At 70.2% G+C, this 20,917-nt stretch carries 16 protein-coding genes; 9 read left to right on the forward strand and 7 right to left on the reverse strand.

Annotated elements, in window-relative coordinates:
- Positions 1 to 159: 159 nt before the first annotated feature.
- Entirely contained in the window at positions 160 to 345 is a 186-nt protein-coding gene (gene rpmB, locus ABT304_RS23650; protein ID WP_141803692.1) for a 50S ribosomal protein L28, read from the reverse strand.
- 125 nt (positions 346 to 470) lie between these two features.
- Positions 471 to 1,499: a class I SAM-dependent methyltransferase gene (locus ABT304_RS23655; protein WP_350718970.1), complete on the reverse strand. Its 1,029-nt coding sequence runs from the start codon at positions 1,497 to 1,499 to the stop codon at positions 471 to 473.
- Between the two features lie 239 nt (positions 1,500 to 1,738).
- On the opposite strand from ABT304_RS23655, the gene ABT304_RS23660 reads away from it, so the two are divergent.
- The 7 genes from ABT304_RS23660 (at position 1,739) to ABT304_RS23690 (ending at position 11,576) form a co-directional block, all read left to right on the forward strand.
- Positions 1,739 to 3,382, forward strand: a complete 1,644-nt coding sequence (locus ABT304_RS23660; protein ID WP_350718972.1) for a DAK2 domain-containing protein — start codon at positions 1,739 to 1,741, stop codon at positions 3,380 to 3,382.
- 13 nt (positions 3,383 to 3,395) lie between these two features.
- Positions 3,396 to 5,660 (forward strand): ATP-dependent DNA helicase RecG, encoded by a 2,265-nt coding sequence (locus ABT304_RS23665; RefSeq protein ID WP_350718974.1) that lies wholly within the window; start codon positions 3,396 to 3,398, stop codon positions 5,658 to 5,660.
- A 9-nt stretch (positions 5,661 to 5,669) separates the two neighbouring features.
- Complete coding sequence (rsmD, locus tag ABT304_RS23670; RefSeq protein ID WP_160024539.1) at positions 5,670 to 6,233, forward strand: 16S rRNA (guanine(966)-N(2))-methyltransferase RsmD; 564 nt, start codon at positions 5,670 to 5,672, stop codon at positions 6,231 to 6,233.
- A 32-nt stretch (positions 6,234 to 6,265) separates the two neighbouring features.
- Positions 6,266 to 6,757, forward strand: a complete 492-nt coding sequence (gene coaD, locus ABT304_RS23675; RefSeq protein WP_350718976.1) for a pantetheine-phosphate adenylyltransferase — start codon at positions 6,266 to 6,268, stop codon at positions 6,755 to 6,757.
- 104 nt (positions 6,758 to 6,861) lie between these two features.
- On the forward strand, positions 6,862 to 7,560 hold the full coding sequence (locus tag ABT304_RS23680) for a class I SAM-dependent methyltransferase (RefSeq protein WP_350718977.1): 699 nt from the start codon (positions 6,862 to 6,864) through the stop codon (positions 7,558 to 7,560).
- A gap of 70 nt (positions 7,561 to 7,630) precedes the next feature.
- Positions 7,631 to 9,358 carry a hypothetical protein gene (locus tag ABT304_RS23685; RefSeq protein ID WP_350718978.1) on the forward strand — a complete coding sequence of 576 codons (1,728 nt, stop codon included), beginning with the start codon at positions 7,631 to 7,633 and terminating at the stop codon, positions 9,356 to 9,358.
- A 706-nt stretch (positions 9,359 to 10,064) separates the two neighbouring features.
- Positions 10,065 to 11,576: a phospholipid carrier-dependent glycosyltransferase gene (locus ABT304_RS23690; RefSeq protein WP_350718979.1), complete on the forward strand. Its 1,512-nt coding sequence runs from the start codon at positions 10,065 to 10,067 to the stop codon at positions 11,574 to 11,576.
- Here ABT304_RS23690 and ABT304_RS23695 read toward each other — a convergent pair.
- The 5 genes from ABT304_RS23695 to ABT304_RS23715 form a co-directional block, all read right to left on the reverse strand.
- Positions 11,518 to 12,489: a lysylphosphatidylglycerol synthase domain-containing protein gene (locus ABT304_RS23695; protein WP_350718981.1), complete on the reverse strand. Its 972-nt coding sequence runs from the start codon at positions 12,487 to 12,489 to the stop codon at positions 11,518 to 11,520. The two genes, ABT304_RS23690 and ABT304_RS23695, sit on opposite strands and share 59 nt — an antisense overlap.
- On the reverse strand, positions 12,486 to 13,541 hold the full coding sequence (locus ABT304_RS23700) for a glycosyltransferase family 2 protein (RefSeq protein ID WP_350718982.1): 1,056 nt from the start codon (positions 13,539 to 13,541) through the stop codon (positions 12,486 to 12,488). Before ABT304_RS23700 ends, ABT304_RS23695 begins: the two co-directional genes overlap by 4 nt.
- 143 nt (positions 13,542 to 13,684) lie before the next feature.
- The gene (locus tag ABT304_RS23705; protein WP_350718984.1) at positions 13,685 to 16,447 is read right to left on the reverse strand and encodes a YfhO family protein; all 2,763 of its coding nucleotides are present in this window, start codon (positions 16,445 to 16,447) and stop codon (positions 13,685 to 13,687) included.
- A 106-nt stretch (positions 16,448 to 16,553) separates the two neighbouring features.
- Positions 16,554 to 17,309, reverse strand: a complete 756-nt coding sequence (locus ABT304_RS23710) for a class I SAM-dependent methyltransferase (RefSeq protein WP_350718986.1) — start codon at positions 17,307 to 17,309, stop codon at positions 16,554 to 16,556.
- Between the two features lie 53 nt (positions 17,310 to 17,362).
- On the reverse strand, positions 17,363 to 18,469 hold the full coding sequence (locus ABT304_RS23715; protein ID WP_350718988.1) for a glycosyltransferase family protein: 1,107 nt from the start codon (positions 18,467 to 18,469) through the stop codon (positions 17,363 to 17,365).
- Between the two features lie 94 nt (positions 18,470 to 18,563).
- On the opposite strand from ABT304_RS23715, the gene ABT304_RS23720 reads away from it, so the two are divergent.
- Complete coding sequence (locus ABT304_RS23720; protein WP_350718990.1) at positions 18,564 to 19,583, forward strand: lysylphosphatidylglycerol synthase domain-containing protein; 1,020 nt, start codon at positions 18,564 to 18,566, stop codon at positions 19,581 to 19,583.
- Positions 19,535 to 20,914 (forward strand): glycosyltransferase family protein, encoded by a 1,380-nt coding sequence (locus ABT304_RS23725; protein ID WP_350718992.1) that lies wholly within the window; start codon positions 19,535 to 19,537, stop codon positions 20,912 to 20,914. The genes ABT304_RS23720 and ABT304_RS23725 overlap by 49 nt, the downstream gene beginning before the upstream one ends.
- Positions 20,915 to 20,917: the final 3 nt, after the last annotated feature.

Here is a 20,917-nt window from a genome sequence, read left to right on the forward strand (position 1 = left end):
CTTGCGTCGGGTTTGCGCCGAGTCGGCGCAACCGCACGCCTCGCTCGCTTCGCTTCGCTCCAAGGCGTGCAGTTGCGCCGACTCGGCGCCCCTCGGATCAAAGCAGAAGGGCCCCGCTCAGCGCTTGCGCGCTGCCGCGGGGCCCTTCGTGCTTTGAGGTCAGCGAGCGACCTTGCCGGCCTTGATGCAGGTCGTGCAGACATTCATGCGCTTCGGGGTGCCGTTGATGACGGCGCGAACGCGCTGGATGTTGGGGTCGAAGCGGCGCCTGGTCGCCTTCTTGGACCACGGCCGGTTGTTGCCGAAGCCCGGCTTCTTGTCGCAGATGTCGCAGACGGCAGCCACCGTGAACTCCTGAGGTTGAATAGATGATCGAGGTCGATTGGATAGTGTCGGCGGGCGCGATGAACGGCTGCCCTGCCGAGACAACCGAACAAGCGTAGCCCGTCCGGCTGTGCCCGGCGAAATCGTCAGTCGTCCGAGCGGCGATCCCGCCACCTGTCCAGCGGCGCGGCCAGTGCGGTGGCCAGCTTCCACCGCTTCGACCCGCGCAGATCGTCGATCTCGGCGCGCTGACCGGCGAGCTGCTTGCGCTGCGACTCGAGCCGCCGCCGCTGGTCGGCGACGACCTCGCGGAGCCTGGCGACCTCGTCGCGCAGCTCGAGGCCGTGCTCGACCCAGTCGGGGATCGCGGGCACCGCGGGGAGGTCGGGGGAGAGGCCGCGGCGCAGGACGACGTAGAACTCGATGTCGTTCTCGGGCACGGGCAGCAGGGACTCGACCGACCAGCCGGTCAGCCCCAGGCGGCGCAGCTCGGCGATGATCTCGGGGAACGAGCGGTCGGTGTAGGTCCACACGTGGCAGTCGACGTACTCGCCTCGGCGGGCGCGCTCGACCTGGGCCCTGGTGTAGCCGAGGTCGTGGATACAGGTCTCGGCCTCGCTCGGGCCGCGGTGGTGGAGGCGCTTGGCGTCGGTGTTGACCGCGGACCGGTGGTGGTCGAAGACGGCGCGCACCGACGGGATCGTGTCGCCGGCCTCGTACGCCTGGAGGATCTGACCCATCGTGGTGGGCGGGCGATGGGCATCGAAGGTGTAGCGCCGGTCGGGGACGACCAGGACGAGGGCTCCGTCGGGAGCGACGACGGCCTCGACCTGCGCCAGCCATCCGACCAGGTCGGGAACGTGCTCGACGACGTGGCTGGCCAGCGCCCAGTCGAACGGGGCGCCCTCCTTGGCGGCCTCCTCGAGCGTACGCATCCGGGTGCCGTCCCACATCGGATAGTCGATCTCGGGGATGGTGTCGTGGTTCACCCGGGAGTGTTCGGCGTACGACTCGTAGAGCCGGTCGCGGTCGTAGAGGTCCAGATACGAGACCTCCGCGGCATCTCGGGGGATGAGCGGTTGGTGCAGGGGTCCGATCTCCAGGCCGCGCCCGGCCGAGAAGTCGAAGATTGCGTTGACGCGTTTCGCGCGTGGGGTCGGGGTCGGGATCGACATCCGTAGTCCTTCGGCGTTGGGGAACCTCCACACTAGGGATGGATCGTCACCGCCGCAGGGGATGACTTGGTAGAAGTTGTTACTCGCTCGTGTCTTTGCCGCAGCCTCGGATTTGTTCACCCGTCGTTTACCCCGTACCCAGGCACCGCCTACCCTGGGGGCCGCGATACCGGGAAGTGTGTCCGGCGTCACGGTGTCTGGGTGTATGCAGGGGTGTGTCGAGGAGTAGGGAGGGCAGCGTGGCCGAGGTCAAGCTCGATCTGTTCCGCCGGTTCGGCGACCTGGCGACCGACGCGCTCGCGTCGCACCGCGAGGAGATCGACGCGCTCAACGTCTTCCCGGTGCCCGACAGCGACACCGGCACCAACCTCTACCTCACGATCGCCGCCGCCCGTGACCGGCTGCGCGAGTTCACCGGCCCCGACTGGCGCGAGGGGCTGCGCGCCTTCTCGCGCGGCGCGCTGCTGGGCGCCCGCGGCAACTCGGGGGTGATCCTGGCCGAGATGATCGGCGCCCTGCTGCGCCGCCTGATCCAGGCCACCGAGGACGAGCGCACCGCCACGGTCTTCGCCGACGCGCTGCGCAGTGCCGGCAACGCCGCGTACGCCGCGGTGGGGGAGCCCCAGGAGGGCACCATGCTCAGCGTGCTCCGGGCCGCCGCGGACGCTGCCGAGGCGTGCGTCGAGATCGACGAGACTGCCCGCACTCGCGACGTGATGTCGGTCGCCGCCAGCGCGGCCCGCGCCGCGCTGGCCCGTACGCAGGAGCAGCTGCCCGCACTGGCCGCTGCCGGGGTGGTCGACGCCGGTGGCCGCGGGATCTGTGTGCTGCTCGACGCCTTCGAGACCGCCCTGACCGGACGCCGTCCGAGTCCGCAGAAGCCGATGGCGAGCACTCCGCACATCCCGATCCCGATCCAGACAAGCATGGGCGCGGCCGACGGCCACGCGCTGGAGCCCGGAGGCCCGGCGTACGAGGTGATGTACCTGCTCGACGCCGAGGACGCCGCGATCCCCGACCTCCGCAAGCGGCTCCAGCCGCTGGGCGACTCGCTCGTCGTGGTCGGTGGCGAGGGCATCTGGAACGTGCACGTTCACGTCGACGACGTCGGTGCCGCGATCGAGGCGGGGATCAATGCCGGGCGGCCCCACCGGATCCATGTGACCCACTTCGCCGAGCAGATCGCCGGCCAGGCCCATCGCCATGCGACTCGCGGCGGTCGGGCGGTGATCGCGTTCGCGGCCGGGCCGGGTCTGGCCGAGCTCTTCCGCGGTGCCGGCGCGATCGTGATCGAGGGCGGCCCGCACCGGCGCCCGACGACCTCCGAGCTGCTCGAGGCGATCACCGCCTCCGGCGCCGACGAGGTGATCGTGCTCCCGAACGACGCACCGACCCGACAGTCGGCCGAGGCCGCGGCCCGCACCGCCGAGGACGACCTCGACATCAACGTCGCGGTGATCCCGACCCGCAGCCAGGTGCAGGGGCTGGCGGCGATCGCGGTCCACGAGCCCGGCCGGAAGTTCGACAAGGACGTGCTGGAGATGACCGCCACCGCGCGACACGCGCGGCATGGTGCGGTCACCATCTCGAACACCCGAGCGATTACCATGGCGGGGCCGTGTATGCCGGGCGACGCGCTCGGGGTGCTCGACGGAGACTTCGTCAAGGTCGGCCAGGACCTGGAGACGTGTGCGACCTACGTGCTCGCCCGGCTCATCGGTGGTGGCGGCGAGCTGGTGACGCTGGTCTCCGGCCTCGAGGACCCCACGGGCGAGCTCGCCGGCGCCGTCGCGGCGTGGCTGGCTGCCAACCATCCGGCCGTTGATGTGATGGTGTACGACGGAGGCCAGGAGCGCTACCCCCTCCTGATGTCGGTGGAGTAGAGGAGAAGAGACGGTGCCGATCACCCTCGAGTCGCCGATCGAGGCCGTGCTGGGCAACAGCAAGCACGCCACGAAGTTCACCAAGGGTCTCGGGCTGCGCACCGTCGGCGACCTGCTCTACCACTTCCCGCGGCGCTACCTGCGCACCGCCGACCTCAGCCAGACGCCGCAGCTGCATGAGGGCGAGATGCTCACGGTGCTCGGCGAGGTGGTCCGCAGCGTCGTACGGCAGCACACCGACCGCCGCACCGGCCGGCCCGCCTTCCGCGTCGAGACCCAGCTCAAGGCCGGCACCGCCGACCTGCAGCTCACCTTCTTCTCGAAGTCCCAGCGGATCGCGGAATGGCGCCGCGGCGTGCTCGCCCCCGGCGTCCGGGGAGTCTTCGTCGGCAAGGCCGGATCCTTCCGCGGCGAGTGGCAGCTGGCCAACCCGCAGATGGTCGTCTTCGGTGACCCGTCCGACTCCGAGAACGCCGCCGAGGCGGCCGACAACCAGATGGCGGTCGAGGAGCTGACCGAGCTCTTCCCGATCTACCCGCTCACCGCCGGGCTCCAGCACTGGGACGTGATGCGCGCGGTGCGGTTCGCTCGACAGGTCGTCGAGGACGTCACCGACGTGCTCCCGGAGCAGCTCCGGGAGACGTACGCCGTCCCGGGGCTGCGCGACGCCCTGGACCTGATCCACGCACCCCATGAGTTCAAGGACGTCCAGCGCGCCCAGCGCCGCTTCCGGTTCGAGGAGGCGCTCGGGCTGCAGCTGGTGCTGGGACGCCGGCGACGGGCGCTCCAGGCCCTGGGCACCACCGCCCGCACCGGGGGCGTCCACCACCTGCTCGCGGCCTTCGACGAGCGGCTGCCGTTCACCCTCACCAAGGGACAGGAGGAGATCGGGGAGGAGCTCGAGGCGGCGCTGGCCCAGCCCCACCCGATGAACCGCCTGCTCCAGGGTGAGGTCGGCTCCGGCAAGACGCTGGTCGCGTTGCGCGCGATGCTGCGGGTCGTCGACTCCGGGGGCCAGGCCGCACTGCTGGCGCCGACCGAGGTGCTCGCCCAGCAGCATTACCGCTCGATCACCGCGATGCTCGGCGATCTGGCCGCCAGCGGCTTGGCCGGCGGGCTCTTCGCTGGCGACCAGGAGCAGACCCATGTCGAGCTGCTCACCGGCTCGATGACCAAGGCCCAGCGCAAGGGGCCGCTGAGCCGGATCGCCACCGGCGAGGCGGGGATCGTGGTCGGCACCCATGCCCTGCTGCAGGACCAGGTGATGTTCGACGACCTCGGCCTGGTCGTCGTCGACGAGCAGCACCGCTTCGGCGTCGAGCAGCGGGCCGCCCTGACCGACAAGGCCGGCACCCCACCGCACCTGCTGGTGATGACCGCGACGCCGATCCCGCGCACGGTCGCGATGACCGTGTTCGGGGACCTCGAGGTCTCCACGCTCACCGAGCTCCCGGCCGGCCGCGCCGAGATCCAGACCAACCTGGTCTCGCTGGTGGACCATCCCGCGTGGATCGCCCGGGTCTGGGAACGCGTCAAGGAGGAGGTGGAGAAGGGTCACCAGGTCTACGTCGTCGCCCCGCGGATCAGCGGCGACGAGTCCGAGCAGGGGGAGAGCGACCAGCGCGACTTCGATGCCGACGGCAACGAGGTCAAGGCCGCCCCGGCCCAGCTCTCCGCCGTCGACGAGGTCACCGAGGAGCTGACCACCGGTCCACTGCAGGGGCTCAGCGTCGCCAAGCTCCACGGCAAGCTCCCCGCCGAGGAGAAGGAGCGCACCATGAGCGCCTTCGCCGCCGGCGACATCGATGTGCTGATCGCCACCACCGTGATCGAGGTCGGCGTGGACGTACCCAACGCCACCACCATGGTCATCCTCGACGCCGACCGCTTCGGCGTCTCCCAGCTCCACCAGTTGCGCGGTCGGGTCGGCCGTGGCGGGCTGCACGGGCTGTGCCTGCTGGTCTCCCACGCCGAGACCGGCACCCCGGCCAGGACCCGCCTCGACGCGGTCGCCCAGACCACCGACGGGTTCGAGCTGTCCCGGGTCGACCTCGACCAGCGCCGCGAGGGAGACGTGCTCGGCGCCTCCCAGTCGGGCCGGCGATCGAGCCTGGAGAGCCTGCGCGTGCTCCGCGACGAGGAGACCATTCTGGAGGCGCGCGAGGCGGCCGAGGCGCTGCTCGAGGCCGACCCGGACCTCGTGACCGCGCCGCTCCTGGCCGAGCGGGTCACCGAGATCGAGGAGTCCGCTTCCGCCGACTACTTGGAAAAGTCCTAAGGTGTCCCAATGACTCGGATCATCGGAGGCGTCGCCGGAGGGCGACGCCTACTCGCTCCCAAGGGGGTGCGGACCCGTCCCACCACCGACCGGGTCCGCGAGGCCCTCTTCTCGGCGATCGAGTCGTCCTACGGATCGCTGGCCGGGCTGCGCTTCCTCGACCTCTACGCCGGCACCGGCGCGGTCGGGCTGGAGGCCTGGTCCCGCGGCGCCGGGGTCGTGACCCTGGTCGAGTCCGACCGGCGTACGGCCGGGGTGATCCGCTCCAACGCGAAGGAGCTCGGCTTCCCGCGGGCCCACGTGGTCGCGGCCACCGTGGCGAGCACCCTGGTGACGCCACCGCCGGCGCCCTACGACCTGGCCTTCCTCGACCCGCCCTATCCGCTCTCCGACGACGCCGTCTCCGAGGACATCGCGCTGCTGGTCAAGCACGGCTGGCTGGTGCCGGGCGCCCTGGTCGTCGTCGAGCGGTCGGCACGCAGCCCCGAGCCGGTCTGGCCCGACGGGTTCACCGACCAGAAGTCGAAGAAGTACGGCGAGACCACGCTCTGGTACGGCCACGCGCCGGACTGACCGGCCGAACTGATCGAATGGGAGAAGAAACAATGACGCGTCGTGCGGTGTGCCCGGGTTCGTTCGACCCGCCCACGTTCGGCCACCTCGACATCTTCACTCGTGCCTCGGCGATGTTCGACGAGGTCGTCGTCGCGGTCGGGGTCAACCCGTCGAAGTCGAAGCGCCTGTTCACACCCGAGGAGCGGATGGAGATGATCACCGAAGTGACCGCTCCGCTGGGCAACGTACGGGTCCAGGGGTTCACGGGTCTGGTCACCGACTTCTGTGTCGAGATCGACGCCCAGGCGATCGTGAAGGGGCTCCGCGGGGCGCCCGACCTGGAGTACGAGGCGCCGATGGCGCAGATGAACGCCCACATGACCGGCGTCGAGACCGTCTTCCTGCTCAACGACCCGCGCTGGGCGGCGGTCTCCTCCTCGCTGATCAAGGAGATGGCCCATTTCGGTGGGGATGTGTCGGCTTTCCTGCCGCCGGATGTTCTCGCACGACTCACCAAGCGTTTGGCAGAACGTTCCGAGTAAGGGGCACCGTTCGCCGGTATCGTCTACTGGGCAGTTCCTTTGGGCTACCCGACAATCCCTTTCCCTGGAGATCAATGTCCACCTCAGGCCGTTCCCCGCTTTCCTTGGCCAAGCAGTCTTACGCCGCTTCCCTCAAGGCCGTCGGTCGCGGGCTGACGAAGACGGGACTTGCGAAGGAGACCGCGCCGCCGGTCGAGCAGCGCTGGCGTCACTGGGCCCACTCGCTCACCAAGGTCTACGACTCACTGGCGATGGCGAAGCTGGACGTGCCGTGGTGGACCTACGACGCGATCACCGCGGTCGACGCCTGGCTGAGCGAGCGTGAGCGCCCGATCCGGATCTATGAGTACGGCTCCGGCGCCTCCACCATCTGGCTCTCCCGCCGCGCCGACGAGATCCACTCCGTCGAGCACCACAAGGGCTTCGGCGAGATGATGCAGGCCGAGCTCGCCGGCGAGGAGAAGATCTCCCTGCGGGTCATCGAGCCGGTCGCCAGCGACAACCCCGTCATCCCCTCGCAGAAGGAGGGCCACGCGGGCCTCGACTTCGAGGCGTACGTCAACTCCATCGACGATGTCGACGGCGAGTTCGACCTCGTGGTGATCGACGGGCGTGCCCGTGAGGCGTGCCTGGAGAAGGCCAAGGACCGGCTGGCTCCCGGCGGGATCATCGTCTTCGACAACAGCCGCCGCAAGCGCTACGTCGAGGCCATCGCCGCATCGGGGATGAAGGAGACCATCCACACCGGTCTCACCCCGACCCTGCCCTACCCGGAGCGCACCTCGGTCCTGACGAAGGGCTGAGACCCACGTCATCACGGGCGCCCGGCGTGGATCATCCACGCCGGGCGCCCGCTCTCATAGGGTCGCCGTCATGGCGTCACCTGGGGACTCGAGAACTGATCACACCGAGCCGGTCGGGATCATCAGGTGGGCGACGTTCGCCGGGGTCTGTGTCGTGGCGCTGGTCTGGGCGGCCTACTCGGTCGGCGCTCAGAACGGCTCGTTCCTGACCCAGGACTTCGGCGCGCAGTATCACCTGGCCGAGATCACCGCCCACGGCGCGATCCCGCTGGTCGACTTCGAGCACGGCTGGAACGCCGGCTCGTTCTGGGTCAACGCGGCGCTCTACGCGATCGCGGGCGGCAGCCCGACGGCCTGGTACTTCCTCTGGGGCCGCCTGCTCGGTGCCGGCCTCGGCGCGGTCCTCGCCGCCGCGATCGGCCTCCGTCTGCGGCTGCACCCGGCTGTGATGATCGCGCTCGCGCTCGGGGTGCTCCTGCTGGCCACCCCGTTGCACATCAAGTACACGATCTGCCTGCTGTGGGTCTTCGTCCTGCTGCCCACCGGTTGGCTCGAGTCACGCCCGCGCCTGGCCGCGGCTGCGCGGATCCTCCTCCCGGCCCTCGTCTTCTGGCAGTACGTCGAGCTGGCCGTGCTCCTCACCGGCGCCTCGGGGCTCTTCGAGCTGTTCGCCCGGCGCTCGGCGTCCTGGCGCACCCGGATCCTCAACTGTGTTCAGCTGGCCGGGGGATTCGTGCTCGGACTGGTCGTCCAGGCGGTGGCGTACAAGCTCGTGTGGGGGCTCTCCTTCGCCGACTTCAACCGGCAGGTGATCCTCGGGCAGACCGAGACGCACGAGGGTTCGCAGTACGCCGTGTGGAACTTCTTCGACCTGCCGACCGAGTCGGGCCGCTTCTTCGTCCTGGCGCTCTACCCGTTCGCGCTGCTGATCCCCTTCGTGCCGCTGGTGTGGCAGCGGATCTCGGACTCCACCCGGCTGGTCGCGCTGGCCGGACTGGTCCTCGTCGTCGTCCCGATCCGGCGCGTCGACAACCCCCACACCACCACCGTCTCAGCCCTCGTCCTCCTCGCCGTCGTCCTGGCGGTCGCCGAGCTCTACGAGCGCCGTACGTCCCTCGCGGCCGGGGTGCGAGCGCCGGCGATCGCGCTACCGCTCGCCGCGGCCGGCGCTCTGTGGGCTGCCGCGACGCTCTGGATCGGCTTCGGCCTGCAGAGCATGGCCGGCGCCGTACTGCTCGTTGCCTTGGCGGTTGCGGGTGCGGTCCTCGGATCGACGTTCCTGCGTGGTGCCGTTGCGGCTGTCTCCGCCGGCGCGCTGGTCGTGCTCGGCTGCGTACCCGCTCTCGCCTCCGTCGACCATCTCAACGACATGCGCCGAGACGCGAAGTCCTTCCAGGTGACCGACGCGATCACCCGCTGGGCGGGCCCGGAGTACGAGCGCTGCAGCGGTGGCACCCGCGAGGCGCTGGTGATGCCCAACTATCTGGAGCTCTACGACACCCTCGCGATCACCAACCCGACGCCCTACTACCTGTTCCACTACGACTTCGCGCAGTACGAGGACGTGCTGGTGCCTCAGCTCGAGGACGGCTCGATCCCGGTCATCATCGAGACCATGCCGCTGCACACGCCGCAGCCGTGGCTCACCGATGCCATCCGTGCGAACTATGTGCCGTGCTCGGTCGTGAGGATCGAGAAGCAGGCTACGACTGTGACGATCTGGACTCACAAGTCTCGCGGGAGGGTTGAGCAGAGGGATCTGAGTGTTCGGGGTGGGGAGATCGTGGCGACGCGCTGAAGGGTGCCGTGTTTTTGTGGTTGGGGTTTGCCGCCGACCCTTTCGAGGAGGGTGTTCTCGCCGCCGTCCGGAGTAAAGGACGGCCTTCGGCCGCCGGCTGACGCCGGTCGCCTTCGGCGATCCTTGACACCGGTCGTCGCCGAGAATTTTGGCTGGCTATCGGGTCGGCGGCAGGGGTATGGCGCAGCGATGTGGGTTGGGTGGCGGCTTGGGAGCTGGGATGGGCCGATCGCCGGAAGGAATTTTCCTTCCGGCGGCGAACGAATTTTCGTTCGCCTCAGAGAGAGCCTGGTCTGGGGTGAGGTCTCCGGGTGGAAGAAAATTTTCTTCCACCCGGAGACCCCCTGTCTGATCTCGGAGCGGAGCGGTCACCTGCCGGGAGTGCCTGTGCCGTGGCCACACCCGGGCCGCCGCCCCGATAGCCAGCCAACTCTTTTTCTCGACATGGTCCGGTGTCAAGGACCGCGAAGCGGCCGGCGTAGCCGGCGGCCGCAGGCCGTCCTTGACTCCGGGGCAGGTCGAGAACACTCTCGAAAACGGGTCGGCGGCCCAAGACCAGCCCCGTTCAACAGCCGAAAAAACACAAGAAAACCCCGCGTACGCCCGAAGACAAGAGCCACCCAAAAAGACACGCACCAAGAGCAGAAGATCACCACAGAACCGACATAGGCTCACCAAAGCCCGCAAGCCCATCCGAAGGTCCCGAATGCTCCACTCCACACACGAGGACCGCACCGACGTACGTCTTCCAAGACGGCTGCTGGTGGCGATGGTGCTGATGGCGTTCTTCGCGCTGAGCCTGAGCAGCTACGTCGCCCTGACCCGGGCACTGCAGTACCAGACCCGCGACGAGGGGCCGAACGCCGGCTACGCGGTGGAGCTCGCCTCGGGACGGCTGCCGACGATCGACACGCCCGTGACGACCGATGCCCGTCGGTATCCCCAGGTCGTGGCGGGTCTGGACACCATGGTGGACGAGCCGCACCGCCACATCTGGACCGCCAACCATCCTCCGCTCTACTACCTGATGTCGCTGCCGTTCGTGGCCGCGGCCGGGGCTCTCGACGCACCTCAGGTGATGATCGTCGGGATGCGGCTCATCAATGCCGTCGGCTCCGCGCTGTGCGTACTGCTGGTGGGCCTGATCGCCTTCGAGGTGACCCGGCGAGCGGCGGTCGCGTTCTTGGCCACCGGGACCAGCGCCTCGTGTGCCGTGCTGGTGACCGCAGGCGGGCACATCGCCAACGACGGGGTCGCGGTCGCGGCGTCATCGCTGACCCTGCTGGCGACGATCCGGATCCTGAACCGCGGCCTGTCGCCGGGGCGCCTGACACTGGTGGCGCTGGCCGGGGCCGCCGCGGCAGGGGCGAAGGCGCCTGGGGTGCTGACCGTCGTCCTGTGCGGCGCGGCCATCGCGTTGGCTCTGCTGCTGCGGGACCACTCGCGTCGCGGCGTGATCCACGCTGTGGGGGCCGCGGCGGTGGCCACCGGCGTTCCCGCGCTCGCCACCGGATGGTTCTACGTCCGCAACATCGTCCTCTACGGCGACCCGACCGCCTCCGAGGCACTGCTGGCCAAGTTCGACCGGGAGCCGAACGGCACCTGGTGGCAGGTCGTGACGGACGGCTCGCTCTGGGTGGACTGGTATGAGCGCCTATGGGCGCCACTGCTCGCCGAGGGATACGCGGCGGGCGCCGACGTGCTCGCCGTCGTCGCGGTGCTCGGCCTTCTCGTCCTGCTCGTCCGCCGCAGCACCACCCGGCCGACGGACGAGCCCTCGTCGGCGGCCGGATGGCTGCTGCTCACGGCTCACGCGGCGCTCGTCCTGGCGAACCTGGTCGGGTTCGTCGCGGGCGGCGGGAATCCGAACGACCGCTACCTGATGCCGCTCATGCCCCTGCTGGCCACGGTGCTCGCCGTCGGCATCTTGGCGATCGTCGACCTGATCCCGGCCGGCTCACGCGAGTCATGGAGCCGGCTCGCGGCGGCCGCGATCACGCTCGTGCTGGGCGTCTACGCCCTGCTGATCTTCGGCTGGTTCATCAACTCGGTGACCTACGCGGGCCGGCTTCCGAACTCCGAGTCGCGAGGGGCCGAGCTCGTGGTCGCCGCAGGCGTGGTGTGCGGTGTGCTTGCCGTCTGCCTCGCGGCCTGGCCGGTCAGGACGTACGCCGCCCGACAACCGCCCCCAAAGCGGCCAGCAGCGCGTCGGCGATGAGCAGGAGGACACGGGAGGCGAGCGCCACGGTGAGCGCCTCGGGGACTCCGATGATCGGGCCGAGGGTGAGGGCGAGCAGCCCCTCACGGATCCCGGCGCCGGCCGGCGCCGGGATGAACGCGATCCCCGCGGCCCACGCCAGGGCCATCCCACCGGTCGCGGCCGCGACCTCGAGCAGCCCGATCGAGGCGTACGACTGCATCATCACGGCCAGGTGGAGGCCGAAGGCGACCCAGGCGAGCACGGCCCAGCCGATCGCAGTGAAGAGCCCCCGCGCGGTGAGACGTACGTTGAGGGGTTCCCGGCCGAGCCGGGCGAAGAGCCAGTCGAGCACGCCCGGGACGACGCGCGGGTGCAGGCAGACGGCCAGCGGAACCAGCAGGAGCAGCAGCCACCAGTAGCGGTCGAGGCCCTCGGAGGACGACCAGGGGAGCAGGAGCGCGCCGACGCCGATGCCGCTGGCGACGACGACGCCCATGAAGAGGATGTTGGCGCCGAGCATCGTCCGGCGCGCGACGCCCCAGCGCAGCCCGAACTGCATCTGCGCGACGACCGGCCACACCGAGCCGGGCAGGTACTTGCCCAGCTGGGAGACGTAGAAGACCGAGTGGGAGTCGCGCAGCGACGGCCGGATGCCCATCCCGTGCAGGATGGCGACCCAGATCTGGGCGATCAGCATGGTGCCGACGACCGCCAGGACCCCGGCGATCGCGACGCGGCCGAGGCTCAGTTCCTGGACGGCGACGGCCAGGTCGGCACGCTGACGCCAGACCAGGTACGCGCCGCCGAGCACGACGGCGAGGGCGAGCCCGATCTTGAGCAGCCGCTTCTTCAGACTGGGCCTCGCGGGGCTGGGGGTAGCCGACGACCCGGCCCCCGTGGCGGAGACCGGGTCGGACTGAGTCGCTGTCACAGGCTGGTCGTCCACGTCTCGCCGGACTGGGCAGATGACTTGCTCGCGCGCGGTGTGTGCGGCAGGTCGAACTCGGCGACCGAGGTCTGGTCGCGGAGCATCTCGGTGCCGGACTTGCCGAAGCGAGCCTTCTTGGTGTGCTCCAGATCGTCCTCGATGAGCACTCGGTTGGTGCGGATCAGGTCGGAGATCACGCCGAGCATCGCGGACATGAAGGCCAGGTTGATCAGCACGCCACCGAGCAGCAGCGACTGGATGTGGTTGCCGTTGTCGCCGCTCAGCCACAGCACGAGGTAGCGGAAGAACGGGATCGCCCCGAGGACGAAGAAGAAGGCGGTGAGCCAGACGAAGATGGCGTACGGCTTGTACATCATGTAGGAGCGCACGATCGCCGCTCCCGACTTCATGATGTGCTCCGGCATCGACTTGAACAGCCGCGACTCACGCGTCTTGGCGTTGGTCTCGATCGGCACCGAGGCGATCTTCATCCGCTTGTTGCCCGCCTGGATGATCGTCTCCATGCAGTAGGAGAAGCGGGTCACGGTGTTGAGCAGCATCAGCGACTCGCGCGAGTAGGCGCGGAAGCCGCTGGCCGCGTCGGGCAGATCGGTCTCGGCGGCCATGTTGACCACCTTGGAGCCGACCTTCTGCAGCTTCTTCTTCAGCCCGGAGAAGTGCTCGATCCGGTCGACCTGTCGGTCGCCGATGACGATGTCGGCCTGGCCGTTGATGATCGGCTGGACCAGGTCGGCGATGCGGTCCTGCGGGTACTGGTTGTCGCCATCGGTGTTGACCACGATGTCGGCGCCCAGCTCGAGCGCGCGAACGACCCCGTCGTGGAAGGATCGGCCGAGCCCCTGGTTGCGGGAGTGGTGCACGAACTCGCGCACGCCATGCTCCTTGGCCACCTCGACCGTCCGGTCCGTGCACCCGTCATCGACGATCAGGATCACGATCTCGTCGATTCCGGGGATCTGCTTCGGAATCGACTCCAGCACGGACGGGAGCGTCTCCTCCTCGTTGAGGCAGGGGACTTGAACGACAAGCTTCACAGGGACCTCAGGGCAAGTAGTGGGACCGAACAGGATTCGGGGCAGATGAGGGGCTTCTGAGCTGCCACATTACCGCGTGGATTCCGCGGCCCCACGCCCCCTCGCGGGTGTCATCCGGCGTATGTGCTAGGGAAACCTGGCGTTCAGGAGAGGTCCACGCGGCGTCTGCCGCGGCGTCGATCCAGCACCCGAGGAACGAGCAGCAGACCCAGCGTCACCAGCGCGCCGAGGAGCGAGACCCAGGCACCCGTACGCAGCCCCGGGGCCTCATAGCGCAGCGTGACCGTGTGCGTGCCGCCCGGGACGGGCACGGCAGCGAAGGCGTGGTTGCCGGCCACCAGGTCCACCGGTCGGCCGTCGACCGTCGCCGACCAGCCCGGGCGGGCGATCGAGTCGGCGACGACCAGGTAGCCGGCTCCGTCCGCGGTGACCTCGGCCGAGATCGTCTCGGCCTCGTCGCGGCGTACGTCCACCTCGGCGGTCGAGCCGGACGCGGCCGGCGTCGAGTCGTCGTCGAGGAGCACCGTGCCGGGGGCGACGCCCTCGGTCAGCCGCCGCACCCGCGTGGGACCGTCCGTCACGACTTCGCTGGTCCCTGCCCAGCGGATCCGGGGAAGTGCGCTCGCGCGCTCGTAGACGACCGCCCCGGCCGAGGCGTGCACCACTCGCAGGCCGTCGCCCTTCTCCGGACGGACCGCAGCGCAGACCGCGGAACCGTCGGTGCGGCCGGCGAGCTGGACCGGTTTCCGCTTCCCCGTGAACGAGATGGTGACCGGCACCGGACCGGAGGCGAAGCGGTGGTCGGGGATCGCGACGCGCAGCCTCTCCCCACGCTTGAGCGGCCGGTTCACGGCGATGGCCCGCTCGGAGATGACCTTCTCGGCGCCGGCCCCGACGCTCACCCGGACCACCGTCGGCGTCTGCGCCCGCGGCTTCAGGCCGTCGGGCACGGTGACCTCGATCCCACGCAGGTCGCCCTGCGGGACCTGGCAGGTCGCCTGCTGGCCGGGCATCACGGTGAGCGGCTGCCGTTGCGCGCCCGGCACCGGTGTCGGCGAGGAGACCCCGATGACCTCCATCGGCTGGGTCACCCAGTAGCGGACCGAGAGCTGGTCGAGCACCGGTTGACGCCCGGGAGTTGGCACGTTGGCGGGGAAGTCGCTGTAGGTCGGGGACAGCTGGGCGTCCGGGCTGACCGCGGCGATCAGTGACTTCCACTCCGCCGAGGTGAACTCATGGCCCGTCGGCGTACGCAGCCGGTAGTGGTCCGCGACGCCCGAGTGCTCCCAGCTCGAGGCGCCGTAGCGCTCCTCTCCGAGGTTCTTCTTCAGGAACTCGTGGGCAGGCGTGACGGGGTAGAACTCGTCGCGGTCGGTGAGCGGCAGCACCTCCCGCGCGAACATCGTGCTCTGCGCGAGCACCGCCAGCACGAGCACCAGCGGGCCCAGCAGCCGCAGCCGGCCCCGCAGCAGCAGCGTCGCCGCCACCGCGAGGACCGAGACCGCTCCCAGCAGCGCCGGCACCCGCAGCTTCGCGGCCACGTCGGGGATCGGCCCCGGGACGCCGTCGATGTAGACGTACGCCGCGTACAGGAAGTACGCAGCCACCCCGGCGGCCGCCAGCAGCACGACCAGCGAGACCACCAGACGCGGACGCCGGGATCGACCCTCCTCATCGGCAGACCGCGACACCTCGGCCCGCTGGACGAGGCGCTCCAGCCCGATCCCGGCCAGCACCGCGCACAGGAACCCGAAGATGGAGTTCGCCCGCCCGAAGCTGTTGGAGCTGTAGCCGGGCAGCTTCTGCAGTAGCTCGAGCGGCAGCCCGCCGACCCACAGCAGCCAGACGACCGCGGCCAGTATGACCGCGAGCAGGGCGGGCGTCGAGGGGCGGCGGCCGCCGGGGAGCCTGACGATCAGGGCGCACAGGACCAGGATCAGCGCCGCGACGCCGATGAAGGAGATCGACTCGATCGGGTTGTCCTCGCCGAACCAGAGCCCGTCGACGCAGGTGCCGTAGACGTCAGGGGCCACCGTCGTCAGCACGAGACTGGCCGGCTTGACCTGGTTGGGGACCCGCCCGTCGAGCCCGAGAGCGCTCATGTTGAGCGCGAAGGGGAGCACCTGGACCGCGGAGAGCGCGACCCCGAGCCCGACCCCGCCGGCGGCGATGCCGCCCGCGACCAGCGTGCGCCGCACGTCCCGCAGCGCCAGCGCCCGGACGACCACGTAGATCCCGCCCAGGGTCAGCGCGAACATCGTCACCGCCGGGAACCCGCCGAGCAGCATCGCGGCGACCACCAGGCCGACGGCGGCCAGGTCGCGCGCGCCGCGCTCGCGCACCGCACGGTCCAGAGCCCACAGCAGCAGCGGGATCAAGCAGGCGACCTTGGTGTGCGGCCAGTTGGTCCACATCATCATGAACCCGGAGGTGAAGAAGACCAGGCCGGCGACCAGCGCGATGCTGCGCCGCACCCCGAGCCGGCCGAGGAACAGCACCATCCCGGCCAGCACCAGGACCAGCTCGGTCAGCTTCACCCAGGCCGGCGCCAGCCACAGCGGCATCACCCAGTACGGCCACGAGACCGGGCTCAGCACCGCATGGTTCGGCAGCGAGGCCAGCGGCGCGCCGCCCACCTCGTACGGCGCCCAGGTCTGCCAGTTGCCGTGGCGTGCGCCCTCGACGATGTTCTGGACGCCGGGCAGGTAGTAGTCCCAGGTGTCCCCGCGGCACCACAGCGTCCCTTGCGGGATCGGGCCGTCGGCGGCGTACGGCATCATCGCGTGCAGCCACCCGGTGTCCAGCAGCATGCCCTGACCCACGAGCGCGGGACCGAAGGTCACCGCGACGAAGAGGACGAGAAGTGCCAGGACGACGCCTGAGCGCCACCGATCGGATCCAGTCACAACAGGGGAGGGCACAGGCCGAAAATCTATGAGTAGTCGGGAACCGGCGCCGGTAGCGCGCGCGGTAGGTCGTTCAAGTTGTCTTTCGGGTGTTCCGGCCGGCGGGTCAGTCGCGCCTGGTCGCGACGGCCACCAGCCCGGTGCCGGTGTCGGGCCGTAGCCGCTGCAGGGCCATGAACGGGCTGGTCGCGAGGGCGATGGCGGCCCCCTTGAGCTGACCGCTGGGCTGGAACGTACGCCCGGTTGCCCGGGTGAGCTCCTCGGGTGTGAGGTCGCCCACCTTCTCCAGCTTCCGGGCGTCGATCCGGTTGCGGACCGCCTCCAGGGCGTAGCCGAGCGGCCAGCCGTAGACGGTGATGTCGACCTCGCCCAGACCGGCCTCCTCCAGCCGCTCGGTGAGCTCGGCGGGGCTGTAGCGACGGAAGTGCCCGGCATGCCGGTCCATCGGCCCGAACCGCTCCTGGAAGGCCGGCACCGAGAGCACCAGCTGCCCGCCGGGGCGGATGTGGGTGACCCACTCGGCCAGCGCCCCCTTGTCGTCCTCGATGTGCTCGAGCACCTCGAAGGCGCAGACCATGTCGTACGTCCTCTCCGAGTCCAGCTCGGAGGACATCGCGTTCAGCACCGTGCCGCCCATGCAGGTGATCCGCTCGTACGCCACGGCGAACGAGTCCGCGTCCGGCTCGACCCCGAGGTAGTCGGCGCGCATCGCCAGGCGGGCGCCGAAGGCACCCTGGCCGCAGCCGATCTCCAGCGCCGTCCTCGGAGCCAGCCGGTCGATGATCCGGCTGACGACGTCGTAGCGGAGCCAGGCGCGGGGTGCGAGCGGCGGCAGTGGGCGGTCGGTGGCGGTGAGCGACATCGGGGTCCTGGGTCGGGTCGGGTTCAACTGGGCTGATTGCTTCGGGCTTCGCTTCAGCTAAGACATTCGAGGATGGGGGAGGCGACGGCCCGCGGGGTGTAGTGCTCCCGTGCCTGCTCGTAGGCGGCCTCGCGCAGGCGCTGGGCCTCGTCGGGGTCGTCGGCGAGCTTGGTCAGGGCTGAGGCGAGCTCCTCCGGGCTGCCGGGGGAGACGAGCAGGGCCGCGCTCTCCAGCATCCGCCGCTGGGGCTCGGTGTCGGAGGTGACGACGACCGCCCCGGCGGCGGCACCCTGGAACGCCTTGTTGGGCACCACCCGGCGTGCCTGCGGGACGGTGCCGAAGATGCCGAGGCTCACGTCGAACCCGGCGACGAAGTCGGGCAGGTCCTCGGCGTCGACCCAGTCGACCCAGGAGACGCGCGGGTTGCCGGCCGCGAGGCGCCGGGCCTCCTCGTACTGCTGGCCCTGGCCCACCATCGTCACCTCGATCCGCTCGTCGTCGGCGAGGATGTCGAGGGCGTCGGCGATCACCGGGGCGCCGTGGGTGGGGGAGAAGAGGCCGACGAAGACAGCCTTCAGCGGCTCCTCGGTCGGCCGCTCGAGGGCCCGGGCGCCCGCGTCGAACCACTCCTTGGTGGCACCCACCGGGCAGACGACCGAGTGCCGGCGTACGTCCTCGGGCAGTCCCTCCTGCTGCTCGACCGTGTCCACGATGACCACGTCGGCCTGCTTCAGCGCCATCGCGTCGATCGCCTTCATCAGCCGCAGCTTCAACCCGCCGGATCCGGCCAGCCGCCGGTTGGTGGCCACCCCGGCGGCCGAGACCATGTGGTCGAGCAGGATGGTCGAGCCCGGATGGAGGAGACGGGCCAGGTGCACGTCGAAATGGCCCAGATAGCCGACCAGCACGGCGTCGGGACGCCCGCGCCGACGGCGACGCATCGACTCGGCGACGAGGCCGCTCCAGCAGGTCAGCAGGCGCAGCACGAGCAGCGGCAGACGCCACGGTTGTCGCAGGATCGCCACCCTCGCCGCGGTGTCCAGGCCGAGCGGCCGGTTGACCTCGGTGACCTCCGCGCCACAGGCGCGTAAGCCCTCGATGAGTACCGCGACCCGCGGATGGGAGGCCACGTCGTAGGTGCCGAAGGCGACGATGTGCATCACCTCAACGTTAGGGTCGTGATCAAGGAAAGATCGAGCAGCACACCCCGCATCTGAGATGTCGGCACCCGAAAAGTGCTGCCAAGGAGGACCCGTGGGCCGAGGTTGGACGAAGGCGGTGCCGCTCAAGGCGGTGGTCGTCGCGATCGTCGTCCTGGTGGCGGCGTACGCGATCCACCGCAACTGGAACGCGCTCGTGCGGGGCTTCGAGGAGCTGCCGCTGTGGGTGCTCGGGGTCGCCTTCCTGCTGACCGTGCTCGCCCAGGGCGTCGCTCTGTTGATGTGGCGGGTGGTGCTGGCCGATCTCGGCTCGCCGCTGCCGCTGGTGCCCGCGGCCAGGATCTTCTACGTCAGCCAGCTGGGGAAGTACCTGCCCGGCTCGGTGTGGACGATCGTCGGCCAGATGGAGCTCGCCCGCGCCGAGCGGGTGCCGCGGCGTACGTCCCTGACCCAGGGTGTTCTCGTGCTGGCGATCGCGGTCGGCGCCGGGGTGATGGTCTCGGTGCTGCTGATGCCGTTCCTCGGACAGGAGACGTTCGCGCGCTACTGGTGGGCGGTCCTGCTCCTGCCGCTGATCCTGGTCGCACTGCATCCGCCGGTCTTCGCGAAGGTGGCCGACACCGGGCTGCGGCTGGTGCGGCGCGAGCCGCTCGAGGTGCTGCCGACCTGGCGGGGGATCGGCACGGCGCTGGCGCTGCAGGGCGTGGTCTGGCTCCTGCTAGGCCTCCAGATCTGGGTGGTCGTGGTCGGCCTGGGCGGCGACCCGCTGCCCTCGTTGCTGGCCAGCGTCGGCGGTTATGCGCTCGGGTTCAGCCTGGGCATGGCCGCGATCGGGCTCCCGGCCGGCGCCGGGCTGCGCGAGGCCGTCCTGGTCGTGGCCCTCTCCGGCGTACTCTCGCCCGGGCTGGCGCTGCTCGTCGCCCTGCTGGCCCGTGGGATCGCCGTGCTGGCCGACGTCGTCGTCGCCCTCGTCGCCGCCTTCCTGACCCGTCGTGCCGGCGACCTTCCAACACCTGCCCCAACATCCGCCCCGTCACCAGCCAACGAACCACTCGGGAGACGTCTGTGCCCACCGCACGGCCCACCGCACCACAGCTCTGGACCGCCGGCCTGATCGCCAACCTCATCACCTGCGCCGGCGTGTGTGCCGGCTATGCGCTCTCCTCGCCGCTCTACGGCACCAAGGACGAGGTGGCCCATGTCGACCACGCCTACCAGCTCTGGCACGGCACCCTGATCAGCATCGGCGACCCGATGCGGATGCCGCAGATCTGGGGCTACACGCTGCCCTTCGACTGGACCGGCCAGCATCCACCGCTCTTCTATCTGCTGCTGGCCCCCGTGGTCGGTCCGCTCACCGATGCCGGCCACCTGCTCGCCGCCGGGATGGCAGCCCGCGGCATCGCCCTCGTGATCACCTGCCTGGTCGTGGCCGCGGTGATGTGGACGACGCGCCAGATCGTGCCCAGTCGCCCCGAGGTGTCGGTCGCGGCCGGCTTGGTCACCGCGCTCAGCCCGGCCCTGACCAGGCTCGGCGGCGTGGTCTTCAACGACAACCTGTTCGTGCTGTGGGCCACTCTCCTGGTCGGCCAGACCGTCTGGCTGCTTCGCCACGGAGCCCGGACCGGCGGGCTGGTGCTCTTCGGTCTCTACGCCGCGGCTGCCCTCGGCACCCGGCTCCCCGGCGTCGTCTTCATCGGCCTGTGCGCGACGACCCTCGGCCTGGTCTGGCTGTTCGGCCCGCGCCGCGACTGGACGGGCATCCTGCGTCTGGGCGTCGCCGTGCTCCTCGCCGTCGCCGTCAACGCATGGTTCTACATCCGCAACTTCCGTGCCACCGGCAACTGGTCCGGCATGCAGACCGACCTCGTCGGCAAGCCCGGCGGCCCCCTGCAGGAACGGGAGGTACGCCCCGTGCTCGACGTCGCCACCGACCCGGACATCTGGCGCCAGCTGCTGATCCCGCCGGCGCTCCAGGAGCACGTCACCATCGGCGCCGTGCTCACCCTCGCCCCGCTCGTGCTCGGGCTGGTCGTCGGCCTCCGTGCTTTCTCCCGGACGCGGCGGGAGACCGTCCGGGTGGCGACGGCGCTGCTGCTGCTCGCCCTGACCGTGGTCGTCGTCGGGATCCAGCTCAACTACGCGGCCGGTGGCGGGGGAGCGTACTGGCGCTATCTGATCCCGCTCACCGTCGTGACCAGCCTGCTCACCGCGCTCGGGCTCACCGTCACGCCGCGCTTTGCGGGGCCGGCGGTCGCGGTCTGGGCCGCGGCGTCGTTCGCGGTCTTCGCCGCCCACATCGCTCCGCCGAACCCGGCCGGCGGCGACCTGGCCACCGCACCGGTCTTCCAGTCGGCGGCCTGGGTCGCGACGGGCGTCGCCGGTGTCGCGTGCGTGGCCGGTGTGGTGACCGTCCTTTTGGTCGCCGTCGTCCGGTCCCGGTAAGAT

The organism is Nocardioides sp. NPDC000445 (assembly GCF_040300245.1).
In the GTDB taxonomy this organism is placed as follows: Bacteria; Actinomycetota; Actinomycetes; order Propionibacteriales; family Nocardioidaceae; genus Nocardioides.